This is a genomic window from Bradyrhizobium sp. 190 (assembly GCF_023073415.1).
GTDB lineage: Bacteria > Pseudomonadota > Alphaproteobacteria > Rhizobiales > Xanthobacteraceae > Bradyrhizobium.
This window is the reverse complement of sequence record NZ_JADPJL010000068.1, coordinates 366,832-380,149: the sequence shown is the minus strand read 5'-3', so window position 1 is coordinate 380,149 and position 13,318 is coordinate 366,832. Positions and strand designations below refer to the sequence as shown.

The window sequence follows — 13,318 nt, the reverse complement described above, 5'->3', positions numbered from 1 at the left end:
CGCTGCGCGTCCGGATTGCGCTAACGGACCTTCCTGCCAGCACCTCAGCCCGCCACCTGACGCAACAGGGCCGGCACGATCAGCCGATGAAACGGCATGATGATTGCCAGATAAGTCCGGCCGAGCCAGTTGTGCGTCTTGACCAGAGTCGTGGCGGTCACCTGCCTGACGCCGCCGGGCGCGGTCACATCCACGACGACGCGAAAATCCAGATGCCTGTCGTTGAAGCCGGCGATGAGGCGATCGGGCGTTTCACTGACGACCGGAAATATTCCAATCATGTCTCTGGGCGGGACCAGGCCCGCACCCGACGTTCTCAGTCCCAGCGGCGCCACCAGCAGGTTGCGCAACGACAACAGCGCCTCGGCCCATCGCGGCTGACGCGCCATCATGCGTTCAGCGGCACGCCTCGCGTCGAGATCGCGATCCCCGATTTCAACGCGGAAGGCGTCGGCGAACTGCGCGCCGGCCAGCAGCGTATCGGTGTCAGCAGGAGGGGTGATCTCGCGGACTTTCATCGGAACGTGAGCTTGCTGGCGAGGACGCGGAAGCGCAAGAGCAGGAGAACGGCAAAAACAGCGGTTCCGACCGACAGCCCGATCCATACGCCAACGGCGCCTGACGGTGTCCAGAAAGCGAGCCAGCAGGCGCAGGCGAAACCGATCAGCCAATAGCTGAGGATCGCGAACAGCAGCGGCACGCGCGTGTCGTTCATGCCGCGCAGCGAGCCGGCGGCGACGGTCTGGATGGCGTCGGCGATGAAGAAAGTCGATCCGACCAGCAGCAGCGTCGCGGAGAGTTCGGCGGTCGCGTCGGTGCTTTCGCCCAGGAAAATCTCTGCAATGCCAAAGCGGCTGACGATCACGGCGAGCGTCAGGATGGCGGCGAGCACGATGCCGAGCCAGGTGGCGACGTAGCCGGCGCGCCGGACCGCGCCGGCGTCGCCGCGGCCGATGGCGTGGCCGACCCGCACGGTGGCGGCCATGCCGATGCCGAACGGCACCATGAACAGGATGGCGGCGACCTGCAGCGCGATCTGATGCGCCGCCAGCGCGGTGGTGCTGATCAGGCCCATCAACAGTCCGGCGGCGCCGAACAGGCCGTATTCAAGCAGGAAGGAGAGCGAGATCGGCGAACCGATGACGATGAGTTGCCACATCAGTCGCCAGTCGATGCGCCAGAAATAGCCGAACACGTGATACTTCCGGAACGGCCGGCGGTACGTGGCGAACCACACGGCCGCCAGGAACGTGCCGAGATTGACGATGGAGGTCGCCAGCCCCGCGCCGAACAGGCCGAGCTGCGGCAGGCCGAACGCGCCATACAGCAAGAGATAGACCAGCAGCGCATTGGCCGGGATCGCGGCCAGCGTGATCCACAGGATCGGCTCCGGCCGGTTGATCGCGCTCATGAAGCCGCGGATCGCCAGGAACCACAGGGCGGGCAGGATGGTCCAGACCAGACCGGCCAGATATTCCTGCGCCAGATGTGCGGTCATGGGCGCCTGGCCCAGCATCAGCAGGACTTGCTCGGCCCAGAACCGCAGCGCCATCAGCGGCAGCGAGATCAACAGCGCCGCCCACAGGCCGACGCGCAGGGAGCGCCGGATCAAATGCGGCTTGCGCGCACCAAAAGCCTGTGCCGCCAAGGGTGCTACGGCCGATACCAGGCCCATGCCGAAGGTGAAGCTGACGAAAAGGACAGTGTGCGCCAGCGACGCCGCTGCCACGGCCTCGGCGCCGAGGCGTCCGATCATGGCGATGTCGGTCGTCATCATCGCGATCTGCCCGAGCTGCGTCAGCGCGATCGGCACCGCGAGCTTCAGCGTCTCGGCAAGTTCAATCGCGAGATGACGGCCGGGCATGGCCGCGGAGGGAGATGGCGCTACGGTTGCGCGTTCAATTTTTTCGAGCGAGGTCATTGCAACAGCCTAGAGCATGATCGGTCCTGATTGAATCAGAACCGAAGCTCCAGCTTCTTTTTGCGCGAACCAGTATCCACTTCGCTTGAAAACGCTATAGCACGGCCGGAGACCGAAAAAGTGACGAGCGCCGCCGCAGCCTATCCGCCGTCTCGCGCCGGCACTCGCGTGATCTTCGCACCCAGCGCATTGAGCCGCTCTTCGATGCGCTCATAGCCGCGCTCGATCTGGTCGGCGTTGTTGATGGTCGAGGTGCCTTCGGCGGCGACCGCCGCCAGCAGCATGGCCATGCCGGCGCGGATGTCGGGGGAGGTCATCGGCGCGCCGCGCAGCCGGCTCGGACCGGCCACGATCGCGCGATGCGGATCGCACAGCACGATGCGGGCGCCCATCGAGATCAGCTTGTCGACGAAGAACATCCGCGACTCGAACATCTTCTCGAACATCAGGATCACGCCGTCGCATTGCGTCGCGGTGACGATCGCAATCGACATCAGGTCGGCCGGGAAGGCCGGCCATGGCTGGTCCTCGAGTTTGGGCACGTGGCCGCCGAAATCGTCGTGGATCTTCATGGTCTGGCCGGAGGGCACCACGAGGTCGTCGCCCTCGACGCCGCAGACGATGCCGAGCCGTTCAAAGCCCATCCGGATCGAGCGCAGATGTTCGACGCCGGCCTTCGCGATGCGCAGCGGCGAGCGCGTCACCGCGGCGAGCCCGATCAGCGAGCCGACCTCGATATGGTCGGGCTGGATCGAATAGCTGGTGCCGCCGAGCGTCGCCGGGCCGTGCACGATGATGGTGTTGGTGCCGATGCCCTCGATCTTCGCGCCGAGCGCGACCAGGAAATGCGCAAGGTCCTGCACATGGGGCTCGGAGGCGGCGTTGCGCAGATAAGTGGTGCCGTGGGCGGCGACGGCCGCGACCAGCGCGTTTTCGGTGGCGGTGACGCTGGGCTCGTCGAGGAACACGTCCGCGCCCCTCAGCTTGGTCGCACGGAACTCCAGCCGGTGCGTCGCGGTGACGGTGGCGCCCAACTGCTCGAAGGCCAGAAAATGCGTGTCCAGACGTCGTCGGCCGATGACATCGCCGCCGGGCGGCGGCAGCGCCACCTCGCCGCAGCGGGCCAGTAGCGGCCCGGCCAGCAGGATGGAGGCGCGGATCCGCGCGCAGAGTTCGGGATCGAGGTCGGCGGCGCGAACTTCCTTGGCGTGGATGGCGAGCGTATTGCGCGCTTTCCATTCGGCCGAGGCCCCGACCGAGCGGATCAGTTCGACCAGCGTTTCGGTGTCGCGGATGCGCGGCACGTTTTCCAGCGTGACCGGATGCTCGGTGAGCAGGGCGGCGGCGATGATCGGCAGCGCAGAATTCTTGTTGCCGGACGGCTCGATCGTTCCCGCGAGCCGGTGGCCGCCTTCAACGATGTATTGGATGGGCGACACGGGCGTGCCTCACACGTCGACATTGGCGCTGAGCGAATTATCCTGGATGAATTCGCGGCGCGGCTCGACCACGTCACCCATCAGCTTGGTGAAGATGTCGTCGGCCTCGTCGACCTCCTTGATCTTCACCTGCAGCAGCGAACGTTCGTTGGCGTCGAGCGTGGTTTCCCAGAGCTGACTGGGGTTCATCTCGCCGAGGCCTTTGTAGCGCTGCAACGCCACGCCCTTGCGGCCGGCGTCGGTCACCGCCTCGAACAGGCTGACCGGCCCGTGGATCGCGGTCTCGGTATCTTTTCGCCGCAGCACGCCGCCCATCCTTGGATAGGACTCCTGCAGCCTGATTGCGTAATCGTCGAGCTTGCGCGCGTCGGCGGAGCCGAGCAGGGCGTCGTCGATCATGGCGACATCCTTGACGCCGCGGACGGTACGCTCGAAGAAGAAGCCTTCGCCTTCGGTGAAACGGCCGATCCAGCCGCGCTCGACCTCGTCGGCCAGCGCATCGAGGCGCCTGGCGATGTAGTCGGCGGCGGCATTGGCGGTCGCGATGTCGCTGGTGATCTTCGGGCTCAACACGCCGGCAATCGCCGCCTGCTCGACCACCTTGCGGTTATAGCGGCTGTGCAGATTGTTCAGGATGCCGCGGATGAGGCGCGCGTCCTCCACCAGCGACAGCAGGTCACGGCCGGCGCGATCCGATCCCGTCGCCGGCTTGAAGACGCAGTCGTCGAGGCCGGTCGCGATCAAATAATCTTCCAGCGCGCGCTCGTCCTTCAGGTACTGCTCGGACTTGCCACGCGTTACCTTGTAGAGCGGCGGCTGCGCGATATAGAGGTGGCCGCGGTCGATCAGTTCGCGCATCTGCCGGTAGAAGAAGGTCAACAGCAGCGTGCGGATATGGGCGCCGTCGACGTCGGCGTCCGTCATCACGATGATCTTGTGGTAGCGCAGCTTGTCGGCCGAGAAATCGTCGCTGATACCGGTGCCGAGCGCGGTGATCAGCGTGCCGATCTGCTCGCTTGACAGCATCTTGTCGGTGCGGACGCGCTCGACATTGAGGATCTTGCCGCGCAGCGGCAGCACCGCCTGGAATTCGCGGTTGCGGCCCTGCTTGGCGCTGCCGCCTGCCGAGTCGCCCTCGACGATGAACAGTTCGGACTTGGCGGGATCTTTTTCCTGGCAGTCGGCGAGCTTGCCGGGCAGCGAGGAAATGCTGAGCGGGCTCTTGCGGGTCAGTTCGCGGGCCTTGCGGGCGGCCTCGCGCGCTGCAGCCGCCTGGATCACCTTGCCGACGATGACTTTTGCCTCGCTCGGATGCTCCTCGAACCATGCGGCCAGCGCCTCGTTGAGGACGTTCTCGACGACGGGGCGCACCTCCGAGGACACCAGCTTGTCCTTGGTCTGCGAGGAGAATTTCGGGTCCGGCACCTTCACCGAAAGCACGGCGGTGAGGCCCTCGCGGCAATCGTCGCCGGTCAGCGCGATCTTTTCCCTTTTCGCGTTGGCCTCGGCATAGCCGTTGACCTGGCGCGTCAGCGCGCCGCGGAAGCCGGCAAGATGGGTGCCGCCGTCACGCTGCGGAATGTTGTTGGTGAAGCACAGCACGTTCTCATGGTAGCTGTCGTTCCACCACAGGGCGGCCTCGACGCCGATGTCGTTCATCTCCGCCCGAACCATGATCGGGGCAGGCACCATCGCCTTCTTGTTGCGGTCGAGATATTTGACGAATTCCTCGACGCCGCCGTCGTAATGCATCGCCTCGCGCTTCTCGACCGCGTGGCGCATGTCTGACAGCACGATATTGACGCCGGAATTCAGGAACGCGAGCTCGCGCAGGCGATGCTCCAGCGTCGAGAAATCATATTCGACGTTGGTGAAAGTCTCGGTGGATGCAAGGAAGGTCACCTCGGTGCCGCGCTTGCCGTTGGCGTCGCCGACGACTTCGAGCGGGGCGACCGCATCGCCATGGGCGAATTCGATGTAATGCTCCTTGCCGTCGCGCCAGACCCGCAACTGGAGCTTGCTGGACAGCGCGTTGACGACGGAAACGCCGACGCCGTGCAGGCCGCCGGAAACCTTGTAGGAGTTCTGGTCGAACTTTCCGCCCGCGTGCAACTGGGTCATGATGACCTCGGCCGCGGAGATGCCTTCGCCCTTGTGAATGTCGACCGGAATGCCGCGGCCGTCATCGCGCACCGTCACCGAGCCGTCGGCATTGAGGATGACTTCCACGGCGGTGGCGTGACCGGCGAGCGCCTCGTCGATGGCGTTGTCGACGACCTCGTAGACCATGTGATGCAGGCCGGAACCGTCATCGGTGTCGCCGATATACATGCCCGGCCGCTTGCGCACGGCATCGAGCCCCTTCAGCACCCGGATCGATTCCGCGCCATATTCGACCGGAATGGGATGCTCAGTATCGGCAGGAGTCTGCCGGGCAGGTTCTGTCATGTGAGGCCTTCGAGGGTGTCCCGAATCAGCTGCGCAATATGAGGCGCTGATTGATCTATTTGTGCCATGAAAGAGGCATTGCGCCTAGCGCAATCTCTCCATCAACAAGTCATTGAATAAATGGCGATTTTTTACCCTTTTTCAAGGTCTCCGAGGACCGATTCTGGCGGTCTCGAAAAGCGCGATTCGACGGCCGATTCTGCGCCCTCGGCGAGCGGATTTTTAGGCGTTGTTGCGGCGGGAATGGCAGGCCGCTGCGGACCTGCTAGAGAAGGCGGTGCGGCAGGTTGCAGTCGTTGTCCACCATCCACAGCGATCCCGGGTTAGCGCTCCATTGTCCTTGCCCTCACTAAAATATCGGCCCGATGTCGACGGCCTCCGGGCCATCGCCGTGATGCTGGTGCTGAATTTCCACGCGTTCCCGGATGCGATGCCGGGCGGCTTCATCGGCGTCGACGTGTTCTTCGTGATTTCGGGCTTCCTGATCACGGGCATCATCACGCGCGAACTGGAACTCGGCCGCTTCAGCCTGGTCGAGTTCTACAACCGGCGGATCCGGCGCATCTTCCCGGCACTGATCGTGGTGCTCGCTGCGACATTGGTGCTGGGCTGGTTCTGGATGCTCCCGGCTGCCTTGGTGCAGCTCGGCAGCGACAGTTTCGCCAGCGCGGCATTTTTGGCCAATATCGCGCTGTGGCTGCAGTCCGGCTATTTCGACGTCGAATCCGCCAAAAAGCCGTTGCTGCATCTGTGGTCGCTCGGCATCGAGGAACAGTTCTATCTGTTCTGGCCGCTGCTGCTGATGCTCGCAATCCGGCTGCGAATGAGCACTATTGCAATGGCTGCGATGCTCGGCATCGCCTCTTTCCTGCTCAACGTCGCATTGATCGGCTCGAATCCGATCGCGACCTTCTATCTGCCGTTCACGCGCGCGTTCGAATTGCTGACCGGTGCGGTGCTTGCCTGCGGCTGGATCAACGTCAAGCATTCCAGCGCGGCGAGCAGCTGGCGCGCCTGGATCGGCGTGGCGCTGATCGCGGTGGCGGCCGGCTTTCTCGACAGCCACCGCGCCTTTCCGGGCTGGTGGGCGGTGCTGCCGGTCGCCGGCACCGCGCTTCTGCTATCCGCGCCGGCTGCGTGGGTGAACCGGGTCGTGCTGGCAAGGCCGGCGATGGTGTGGATCGGGCTGATCAGTTACCCGCTCTATCTCTGGCACTGGCCGCTATTGGTGTTCGCAGGGATGATAAAATTTGCGCCGCTGACGCTGCTGGAGCGCCAGTTGATATTGCTTGCCAGCGTGCTGTTGGCCTGGGCGACCTACCGGTTCGTCGAGACGCCGTTCCGCTTCGGCATGCCGAGCCGGCGCAAGATGTTCAGCCTCGGCGCCGGCATGGCCGTGGTCGCGGTGGCGGGTATCATCGTCGTTTGGGGAAAGGGTCTGGATTTCCGGATTCCAGCGGAAATCCGCGCCATGGCCAACGTGCCGGTGCAGAATGCGCAGTGGCGGGTTCACCAGTGCCTGCTCGATCTCAGCCGCGAGACATCGTTCGCAGAAGACTGCGTCGATCGCGATCGCCGGCCGCTGGTTCTGGTTTGGGGCGATTCGACCGCGGCGGCGCTGATTCCCGGCCTGCGCAAGGCGCAGCAGACGAGAAACTTCGGCATCGCACAGTTGACGTCCAATTCCTGCATCCCCGCCCTCAACGCCGATATCCCGAGCACACCGAACTGCCGTGCCATCAACGACAAGGTGCTGTCCCTCGCGCGCGAGATCAGGCCCGACATCGTGGTGCTGCACGGAACCTGGGAAAAGCATCTCGACAATGTCGCCGAGACGGTCGTCGCGCTGAAGCAGAGCGGTGTGCGGGTGGTGGTGCTGGGCCCGGTGCCGTTCTGGCGGCGCGGCCTTCCCAACGAAGTGATGCGCTATTTCATGCTGCATCACCGGCTCATTCCCGAGCGTTACGACGGCGCGGCACCCAGCGGGTACGACGCGATCATGCGGGAGAAACTGGGGCCGCTGGGTGCGGAATTCATTTCCGCCCGGGATGCCTTGTGCAACGCGGAGGGTTGCCTCACGCGCGTCGGCGGCGGTGCCAGCGACATTACTGTAAGCGATTGGGTGCACATCACCGAAAAGGGCTCGGAGTATCTGATCGCTGCCGTCATCGACCGCTTGCTCGCCGGCGAGGCGCCAGCGAGCAAACCGCGATAGCGGCCTACGTCAATACATCTGCAACGGCAGCACGTCACCGCCGGGCCCGATCATCACGCCCCAGGTATCGCCGGCGCCGATCTCGATCTGGTTGTTGCGCGCCGGCCCGCCCGCGATTTTCAGCGCATACTGGTATTTGCCTGGCGGCAGATCGATCATCGGAGGCCTTGGCGATTGCGGTCCGCCGGCGCCGGCCGCGATCCTGATCGTCTGCTTGTTGATCGAAACCGTAGCCTCGCTCTTGCCGATATTGCCGAACATCAGCTTCGACTGACCGGGCTTCGGTACGACGTCGGCCTTGGCGGCTGCGGCCGGATATTTCTGGGCGAGATTGATCGTGGTCTCGCCCTTGCTGCGGCCGAGTCTGAGCGTCGCCGGTCCGTCGGGCGAGGTGAACGCGAGCTGCACCTGATCAGGCTTCACGACGGCGCCTTCCGCCGTCTCCTGCCAGCCGCGTTTGCCGAGTTCGCTGCGGTAGAAGACGAGCACCGAATTGAGCGTGGCGGGAACGCTGGCCTCGAGCTCCCTGCGGAACGGTGCGTCGCTGCCGGGCATCTTTCCGGTGCCGATCGAGCGCATGGTGCGTTTGCTCGGCACCGGCAACGGCGAATCGGGCTCGGCTTCGAGAACCTCGTCGGCGGTCTTGGCGCTGGGTTCATTGGTCCCCGGTTCGTTGGAGGCCTGAGCGCCGGCTCCGTCAGCCTTGGCGGCCATTTTGGCGTTCGCCATGACCAGGCCGGTACCATCGGCGCTGACCTTGACCTTGGGCCCCATCTGCATGGCGGTGAGCGAGAACGCCTTGCCGCCTTTGGAGAAGTCCATCACGACCATGTTGGCCTGATTGATGACCGAAGGCCGCTCCTTCCAGCCCTGCGACTTCAGCGAACCGCGATAGAATGCGGCGATCGCCCTCACGCTGAAGGCGGAATCGAATCCGAGCCTGCCGTCGGCGCCGTCGAATTTTACGTTTTCCGCATTCTCCGGCAGCGGCACCGGGGTTGCGCTGTCGGCGAGCGGGCGCAGCGGCGCATCCGAGAGATTGGCGGCCTGCGCGACCCGCCGCGCCTCGTCGGCGGCGATCACCTGCTTCGCCATCGCGGCGGCATCGCTCATGAACTTCGCGTCGGCCTCCTTCTTCGCCCTGGCGCGCGCGGCCAGCGCCGCTTCCGTCATCTGCGTGACGAGACTGACAACGGTCAGATCGTACTTGCGTCCAAGCGTCAGCGTTGCGGTCTGCTCGGCGGAGGAGAACCTCAGTGTAACGCTATCAGGCGTGACGACCGCGCCGTTCGTCTCTTCGGTCCAGTTGCGGCTTGCGAGTTCGTGGCGATAGAAGGCAAGTGTTGCTGGCAGCTCGGCGACAACGGCGACCTCGATCTGGCGGCGAACAGAGTCCGAGCCGCCGGAACTCTTCGCGGTCCTGGTCGGCTTCGGCCGCGGCAGGCCAGCCATCTCGGAATCGGCCTCCAACGTCTGCGGCAGCGCGAACGGCGCGACCCGGATTTCCAGGCCGGTCTTGCCGTCGTCGCGACGCAGCAGCGTCAGCATGATCGGTCGCTGCCGATAGAAGCCATCGCCATCGTCATGGCTGTAATAGGCGCGGACGCCGTTCTGGACCGTCTCGCTAAACTCCGCGTTAGGCCACCGCGCCGTGGCATCGGCGGCGGAGAGCGGTTTCCAGCCGATCGCGACCATCTCCTTGCGCAAGAAATCGAGTGTCGCGTCGAGCGCGAGCGGCGCGACGCAGCCGAGATAGGGCCGGTTCTGGTCGAACACGATATCGGTCGCATCGAGCGGGAAGGGTACATTCGCGGTGATCCGCTCGGCGGTGTAGGAAACCACCGACTGATCGGGCCGCCCGGGGCTTTGCAAGAAGGATACGCGAAGGCCCTGCTGAGCTTTCTTGAAAGTCAGGGAAGTGCTCTTCTCGTCGAGGGGGCGGGTATATTGAACCCAGCCATCGGCGGCGAGCAGCTTTTGAGTGGCAGGGCTCGAGAGTGCGACCACGGTCGGAACGCTGTAGCTCATGCTGTAGGACTGTGTGCGCGAGGAATCTTCGACGGCGCCTTCCAGGCGCGGCAGCGCGCGGACGTCCACGATGCCGTTGTCGGCCTTCGCCGCTAGCGGCGCGCCGACCGCGAGCAGGAAGATCAGCGGCAGCAGGCGTTTTCCGGCCGGGACGATCCCGCGCGCGATCTCAGGCATTTTCGTCTCCGGTATTTGTTGCGTACGAACGATGGCCGCGTGGCCGCAAGGGCCGCGGCGTCGTTGACGCCGTTTCCGAAAACTAGTCGCGCCGGCACGGGATTAGGTTCAAACCGGGCCTATTTGGGTCAGCCGCGGCGGCTCACCTGACCGGATTCCACGTCGAAAATCTCGCCGGTCGCGCCGATGTCGACGAATGCGGCCGGATCGGCGCCGGTCATCCAGACCTGCGCGCCGAGCTTTGCGAGTTCATCGAACAGTGCCTTGCGCCTGTTGGGGTCGAGATGGGCGACGACCTCGTCGAGTAGCAGCAGCGGCACGATGCCGGTCATTTCGGCAACCAGCGTGGCATGGGCCAGCACCAGCCCGATCAGCAGCGCCTTTTGCTCGCCGGTGGAAGCGTCGCGCGCCGGCATGCTCTTCGGCGCATAGACCACCTGCAGGTCGGTGAGGTGAGGACCGTCCAGCGTGCGACCGGCCGCGGCGTCGCGGGCGCGGCCGGCGCGCAGGATTTCGCGGTAACGGTCTTCGACGGATGTCCCGGACTGGTTGACCAGCGCATTTTCCATCCAGCCGTCGAGCATGATCTGTGCCGACGGAAAGGCCGAAGCTTGCCCACGTTCGCGCAGCATCGCCGCCAGTCGCGTCACCGTCTGGCCGCGGGTGGCCGCGACCGCTACCGCAAGCTCGGCGGTTTCGCGCTCGATCGCGTCGCACCAATGGTCGTCATAGTTGCGCACTTCGAGCAGGCGGTTGCGCGAGCGCAACGAGCGCTCCAGCGCCGAGACGCGGCTGGAATGTTCGCTGTCGATCGCCAGCACCAGCCGGTCGAAGAAGCGCCGCCGCTCGGAAGCGGCGCCGAGAAACAGCCCGTCCATCGCGGGCGTCAGCCACACCATGCGCAAATGATCGCCAAAGGCCGTTGCCGAGCTCACCGGCTCGCGGTCGATCCGGCAGCGCCGGCTGGTTGACGCCGCCTCCGCGGCCGGCGCATCGAGACCGGTGCCGAGCGTGGCAAGCCCCAGCGCGCCCTCGACCTCGGCCGACACCGCCCAGGAGCCGTCGCCCTGGTTGTCCGCCACATCCTCCAGCGTCGCGCGCCGCAGGCCGCGCCCCGGCGAGAGAAACGAGATCGCCTCCAGGCAATTGGTCTTGCCGGCGCCGTTCGGCCCCACCAGCACCACGACATCCCCGCGCGCCTGCACGCTCGCCGCGCGATAGTTGCGGAAGTGCGTGAGGTTGAGGCGATGGATGCGGGAAGGGGTCATGCTGAGTCGATGTCGGTCTTTCTTCCCCTCTCCCCTTGTGGGAGAGGGTGGCGCCTCACGAAGTGAGGCGACGGGTGAGGGGTTCTTACCGCTCGGCAAGCTTTACGAAAATGTCCTCCAAAACGGCAGAGGGTTGTTGCAACACGTCATTGTTCCAGTAGCGCGCGATTCGAAAGCCTTCCGCCACCAAGGTTGCGTCCCCTGCTTCGTCACGCGCGGATGCTGCGTGCTGGCTGCCGTCAATTTCGATGATGAAGCGCTTTTCGAAGCAAACAAAGTCGAGAATGAAGCTTTGGAAGGGGACTTGCCGACGAAATTTGAACTGCGCGAGCCGTCGGTCACGAAGCAACCGCCACATCGCTAGTTCCGCATCAGTGGGCTCGTGGCGCATCTTCTTTGCGAAGCCGCGGATGCGTTTGGCGACAGGCCTATGGTTTGGTGTTTGCGGCGCGAACCCCTCACCCGTCGCCGAACTTCGTTCGGCGCCACCCTCTCCCACAAGGGGAGAGGGAAGGTCGGCGTCCTCGTCGCTGGAAGTGCTCACACCCGCATCGGCATCAGCACGTAGAGCGCGCCCTTATTTTCCTTGTCTTGCACCAGCGTCGGCGAGCCGGGATCGGCGAGGCGCAGCACGGCGACTTCGCCTTCGATCTGGGCGGCGATGTCGAGCAGATAGCGTGAGTTGAAGCCGATATCGAGCGCGTCGGAGGCGTATTCGACTTCCAGTTCTTCGGTAGCGCTGCCGGAATCCGGATTGGTCACCGACAGCACCAGCTTGCCCGAAGACAATGCGAGTTTCACGGCACGGCCGCGCTCGCTGGAAATGGTCGAGACGCGGTCTACGGCAGCCTCAAAGTCCTTCTTGTCGACGATCAGTTCCTTGTCATTGTTCTGCGGAATGACGCGGCCGTAATCCGGGAAAGTTCCGTCGATCAGTTTCGAGGTCAGCACCACATTGCCGAGGGTGAAGCGGATCTTGCCCTGCGAGAGTTCGATTTTGACTTCGGCTTCATTGTCCTCGATCAGCCGCTGCACCTCGCCGACCGTCTTGCGCGGAACGATCACGCCGGGCATGCCGGTGGCGCCAGAGGGCAGCGCCAGATCGATCTGCGCCAGCCGATGCCCGTCGGTCGCCACGCCGCGAAGCGTTGCCGCCTTGGCGCTGCCGGCCGTGTGCAGGTAGATGCCGTTGAGGTAGTAGCGGGTCTCTTCGGTCGAGATCGCAAACTGCGTGCGGTCGATCAGACGCTTGACGTCGGTGGCGGGCAGCGCGAACGAATGCGTCATGTCGCCGGCGGCGAGATCCGGGAAGTCGCTTTCGGGCAAGGTCTGCAGCGTGAAGCGCGAGCGGCCGGCGCGGATCGCCAGCACCGAACGGTCGCCGTCGGCTTCCAGCACGATCTGCGCGCCATCGGGCAGTTTGCGGACGATATCGTAGAACATGTGCGCCGGCACGGTGGTGGAGCCGCCGGTCGCGGTTTCCGCCGCCAGCGTTTCGGTCACCTCCAGGTCGAGGTCGGTCGCCTTCAGCGACAGCCTGGCGTTTTCGGCGCGGACCAGCACGTTGCCGAGGATCGGGATGGTGTTGCGGCGCTCGACCACACGATGGACGTGGCCAAGCGATTTCAGCAGTTGCGCGCGTTCGACGGTGACCTTCATTGCAATACCCGCCAGAGATGGAAAAAGCCGGGCGGCCCGGAAAGGCAGCGCCGCGGCATTGGAAACCCGAAAAGCCGGATCAGGATCGGATTTGATCAAACCCCCGGGGGGACCGCAAGGTGGCGCGGATGGGGCGCCGGTGCAAGGGAGAGAGCACCCCGTT

The 13,318-nt window shown here is 64.7% G+C and carries 9 protein-coding genes; 1 reads left to right on the top strand and 8 read right to left on the bottom strand.

The features are described from left to right. Positions 1-44: 44 nt before the first annotated feature. From IVB22_RS36840 to gyrB, 4 genes are all read right to left on the bottom strand, one after another. Positions 45-518, bottom strand: a complete 474-nt coding sequence (locus tag IVB22_RS36840; protein WP_247522029.1) for a DUF2867 domain-containing protein — start codon at positions 516-518, stop codon at positions 45-47. Beyond that, positions 515-1,921 carry an MATE family efflux transporter gene (locus IVB22_RS36835; RefSeq protein ID WP_247522028.1) on the bottom strand — a complete coding sequence of 469 codons (1,407 nt, stop codon included), beginning with the start codon at positions 1,919-1,921 and terminating at the stop codon, positions 515-517. Before IVB22_RS36835 ends, IVB22_RS36840 begins: the two co-directional genes overlap by 4 nt. 140 nt (positions 1,922-2,061) lie before the next feature. Further along, entirely contained in the window at positions 2,062-3,360 is a 1,299-nt protein-coding gene (murA, locus tag IVB22_RS36830; RefSeq protein WP_247522027.1) for a UDP-N-acetylglucosamine 1-carboxyvinyltransferase, read from the bottom strand. A gap of 9 nt (positions 3,361-3,369) precedes the next feature. Next, complete coding sequence (gene gyrB, locus IVB22_RS36825; RefSeq protein ID WP_247522026.1) at positions 3,370-5,808, bottom strand: DNA topoisomerase (ATP-hydrolyzing) subunit B; 2,439 nt, start codon at positions 5,806-5,808, stop codon at positions 3,370-3,372. Between the two features lie 334 nt (positions 5,809-6,142). On the opposite strand from gyrB, the gene IVB22_RS36820 reads away from it, so the two are divergent. Further along, on the top strand, positions 6,143-8,023 hold the full coding sequence (locus IVB22_RS36820) for an acyltransferase family protein (RefSeq protein ID WP_247522025.1): 1,881 nt from the start codon (positions 6,143-6,145) through the stop codon (positions 8,021-8,023). Positions 8,024-8,032: 9 nt separating this feature from the next. On the opposite strand, the gene IVB22_RS36815 is transcribed toward IVB22_RS36820, so the two are convergent. From IVB22_RS36815 to dnaN, 4 genes are all read right to left on the bottom strand, one after another. Then, positions 8,033-10,228: a hypothetical protein gene (locus IVB22_RS36815; protein ID WP_247522024.1), complete on the bottom strand. Its 2,196-nt coding sequence runs from the start codon at positions 10,226-10,228 to the stop codon at positions 8,033-8,035. Between the two features lie 128 nt (positions 10,229-10,356). Beyond that, on the bottom strand, positions 10,357-11,496 hold the full coding sequence (recF, locus tag IVB22_RS36810) for a DNA replication/repair protein RecF (RefSeq protein WP_247522023.1): 1,140 nt from the start codon (positions 11,494-11,496) through the stop codon (positions 10,357-10,359). A gap of 85 nt (positions 11,497-11,581) precedes the next feature. Beyond that, a complete protein-coding gene (locus IVB22_RS36805) occupies positions 11,582-11,887 on the bottom strand; it encodes an endonuclease domain-containing protein (RefSeq protein WP_247522095.1) in 306 nt (101 codons plus the stop codon). A gap of 149 nt (positions 11,888-12,036) precedes the next feature. Continuing rightward, positions 12,037-13,155: a DNA polymerase III subunit beta gene (gene dnaN, locus IVB22_RS36800; protein ID WP_247522022.1), complete on the bottom strand. Its 1,119-nt coding sequence runs from the start codon at positions 13,153-13,155 to the stop codon at positions 12,037-12,039. Positions 13,156-13,318: the final 163 nt, after the last annotated feature.

Excerpts from the sequence above, each read along its gene's own strand:
- IVB22_RS36840 (WP_247522029.1), bottom strand. The coding sequence starts at position 518 with ATGAAAGTCCGCGAGATCACCCCTCCTGCTGACACCGATACGCTGCTG.
- IVB22_RS36835 (WP_247522028.1), bottom strand. The coding sequence starts at position 1,921 with ATGACCTCGCTCGAAAAAATTGAACGCGCAACCGTAGCGCCATCTCCC.
- gyrB (WP_247522026.1), bottom strand. The coding sequence starts at position 5,808 with ATGACAGAACCTGCCCGGCAGACTCCTGCCGATACTGAGCATCCCATT.
- IVB22_RS36815 (WP_247522024.1), bottom strand. The coding sequence starts at position 10,228 with ATGCCTGAGATCGCGCGCGGGATCGTCCCGGCCGGAAAACGCCTGCTG.
- recF (WP_247522023.1), bottom strand. The coding sequence starts at position 11,496 with ATGACCCCTTCCCGCATCCATCGCCTCAACCTCACGCACTTCCGCAAC.
- IVB22_RS36805 (WP_247522095.1), bottom strand. The coding sequence starts at position 11,887 with ATGCGCCACGAGCCCACTGATGCGGAACTAGCGATGTGGCGGTTGCTT.
- dnaN (WP_247522022.1), bottom strand. The coding sequence starts at position 13,155 with ATGAAGGTCACCGTCGAACGCGCGCAACTGCTGAAATCGCTTGGCCAC.